Annotated in this window: 3 protein-coding genes; 2 read left to right on the top strand and 1 reads right to left on the bottom strand. The window is 42.6% G+C overall.

The window, feature by feature from the left end; translation table 11 throughout:
* Positions 1-166: 166 nt before the first annotated feature.
* The gene (locus A37S_RS0122320) at positions 167-1,057 is read right to left on the bottom strand and encodes a helix-turn-helix domain-containing protein (protein ID WP_028298860.1); all 891 of its coding nucleotides are present in this window, start codon (positions 1,055-1,057) and stop codon (positions 167-169) included.
* A 130-nt stretch (positions 1,058-1,187) separates the two neighbouring features.
* Between A37S_RS0122320 and A37S_RS0122315 the strand changes: the two genes are divergently transcribed.
* Positions 1,188-2,246, top strand: coding sequence for an efflux RND transporter periplasmic adaptor subunit (locus A37S_RS0122315; RefSeq protein ID WP_028298859.1), 1,059 nt, complete (start codon positions 1,188-1,190; stop codon positions 2,244-2,246).
* Between the two features lie 8 nt (positions 2,247-2,254).
* The gene (locus A37S_RS0122310; protein ID WP_028298858.1) at positions 2,255-2,962 is read left to right on the top strand and encodes an efflux RND transporter permease subunit; all 708 of its coding nucleotides are present in this window, start codon (positions 2,255-2,257) and stop codon (positions 2,960-2,962) included.
* The last annotated feature ends 75 nt before the right edge of the window (positions 2,963-3,037 follow it).

Raw genomic sequence — 3,037 nt, 5'->3', positions numbered from 1 at the left:
GGCTTTTTTATCTAATGAAAATATTTACTGATAATCAGTAAGTTAAGTGAGTTTATTGCCTGTTTTTAAGTTTATCCGTTTGGTAGTGATAAATAAGGCTGTTTCGATCTCTTGAAGGAACAGCTTTTTTTGTTGGATACCTTGGACTTCCTAAAAAGGATGCTGCCTACACTCCTCGATACTGCAAAGGTGTCATTCCCGTTGTCTTTTTAAAATAGCTTCCGAAGAAAGAAGGGTTGGCAAAATTCAGTTCATCGGCTATTTGGGCCACCGTTAGATCGGAGCTTTTCAGCATGCCTTTGGCACCCATAATTACCATTTCATCGATCCATTCGCCTGCCGTCTTTCCACTGGTATTTTTAATGACCTTTGAAAAATATTTCGGGGTCAGATAGAGTTTGTCCGCATAAAACTGCACATTTCGTTCCGTACGATAATGCTCAAACAACAAAGACATAAACCTCCTGTAGATTGCATCGTGCCGAGACTGTGCCTTGTCTTCGGTTTTTATTTCCAGTTCGGAGTAGCATTGGAGCACCTTATAAACCAGGGTGTGGAGCAAGCTTTTCACAATTTCGGTTCGGTAAGCGGCAGGCTGCTCGTACTCTTTAACGATTATCTGATGAAAATCTAATAATTCATAAAAACGCTCATCTTCCAGATAAATGCATGCTTGCTTTTCTACCCTGCTGGCAATTTCCCCCAATTCGTTTACAATATGCATGTTGGATATAAAATCGAAAGAAAAGAAAAGGAATTCAATCTGCAGGTCATCACTCTGCTCCACCACTTCTATGACTGAATTTGGCACCAATATTCCAAGCATATTGGCTGTTATATTATATTCCGTCAGGTTGATATTGATCTTGGCAGAACCCCGCGTGCAGAAGGTAAACCCGATACCTTCTATAATATGGGGATATCGGAAGTCAAATGAATATTCCCGTACAGTATTGGGCTTTCTAGAAACGATCAGGTCTAAGGTTTCCGCAATGACATCTGGTTGTTTGGCCATATTCTCTATTGAAACACGGCCAAAATTGCTCCTATTATTCATCTTTTTTTGATAAAGATATGCAAAAATTTAAAAAAAACGACTTTTTGAACATTAACCCCTCCTAAACCGTCGGTAAAAAAGAAACTGTTGTTCAGACCTTTGCATCTGACAAACAAGAAATCAGATTATTATGGAACAGTTGAGATTTTACTTCACAAAAACATGCGCTCTATGCATAGCGACTTTATCCCTTGTGTCTTGCGGATCCGAGGAAGAAAAAACCGAAGCCAAAACCGTTGCGGTACAGATTCAGACCATTGCTTATGACGCCCGGGCACATCAGCAGGAATATATCGGAACCGTTGAGAGCGAGAATACGCTCGACGTCAGCTTTCTGACAATGGGCAACGTCGAACGGATGTATGCTCACGAAGGACAAAAGGTGAGCAAAGGACAATTGCTGGCGAGCCTGAATATGATCTCATTAAAAAGTGCACATGAACTCGCTTTGGTCACTTTGAGACAGGCGGAAGATGCCTACAAGCGCATGTCGACCATGTATGAAAACAAAAGTTTGCCAGAAATTCAATACATTGATTACAAGACTAAACTCGAACAGGCAAGAGCGGCCGAATCCATTGCCCGCAAGAACCTGCAGGACGGTCAGCTGTATGCTCCCCAGTCGGGTGTCATCGGCAGACGGTATGTGGAATCAGGAGCCAGCGTCATGCCTGGAACTCCGGTGTATCAGATCATGGACATCAATTCCGTCAAGATCAAGGTTCCCGTTCCCGAAAACGAAGTTTCCTCGATCCGCATTGGATCGGTATGTAATGTGTCTATTTCTGCCCTGGGCAATCAGACCTTCAGCGGAAAAATCATCGAGAAAGGCGTAGCGGCAAACCCGATTTCACACACTTATGATATAAAGGTGCAAATCGCGAATCCTTCCGGTCAAATCATGCCGGGCATGGTATGCAAGGCTTATCTCAACAATACGCTATCATCCGATGAGGGAAGCATTATCATTCCGCTTAAAGCAATACAGATAGACCATAGTGGGAAACGATTTGTATGGCTCAAAGGTAAAGACAACAAGGCTGTGTATAAGGAAGTGACTCTGGGTAAACTGGAGGGTAACGGTGTGATCATCGAAAACGGACTTAGAGAAGGGGATGAACTCATCACCGAAGGTTACCAAAATATCAGCGAAGGTGTATTGCTAACCGCAAAAAACACCACTAAATAATATCGGATATGGAGAATACTAAAGAACAAACCGGGCTCATAGCCTTGGCTATGAAGTACAACAAGATTGTACTGTTGTTGATATCGACTTTGGTTTTGTTTGGTGCTTTTGCGCTGTACAGAATGCCCAAACAGGAATTTCCTGCCTTTACGATTCGGCAGGGTGTGGTGGTCGGGGTTTATCCGGGAGCTACCTCTGCCGAAGTAGAAGAGCAATTGGTCAAACCCTTGGAGAACTTCCTTTTCACCTATAAGGAGGTGAAGAAAGCAAAAACCTATTCGCAATCGAGAGACGGCATTGTCTATGTATTTGTGGAACTGAATGACGATGTCAACAATAAGGATGAAGTATGGTCCAAGATCAAGCACGGGCTTAGCACCTTCAAAATGCAATTGCCTTCGGGAGTGCTAGCGCTGATTGCCAATGACGATTTTGGGGATACATCGGCTTTGCTGATCGCCTTGGAGTCGGACACCAAAACCTACCGGCAATTGGGCGATTATATGGAACAGCTGGAAGGGCAGTTGCGTGGAATCGAATCCGTGTCTAATTTAAGAAGATACGGAGAGCAAAAAGAACAGTTGAGCATTTATGTCGATAAAGAAAAGGTTGCAAGCTATGGCATCAACCTCTATAGTCTGTACCAAACTTTGTTGACCAAAGGCATGATTGCTCCCTCGGGAAAAATAGACAACGATTGTACGTCTTCAAACTAAATTAGACACATTAGGATGAAACCTTAAGGAGACTTTCGAGTTATAAATTTATTAATTTTTGTTGATTATACAATT

The organism is Olivibacter sitiensis DSM 17696, from assembly GCF_000427965.1.
Taxonomy (GTDB): Bacteria; Bacteroidota; Bacteroidia; order Sphingobacteriales; family Sphingobacteriaceae; genus Olivibacter; species Olivibacter sitiensis.
Note: the sequence above shows the minus strand (reverse complement) of the source record. Positions and strands in the feature narration are given on the sequence as shown.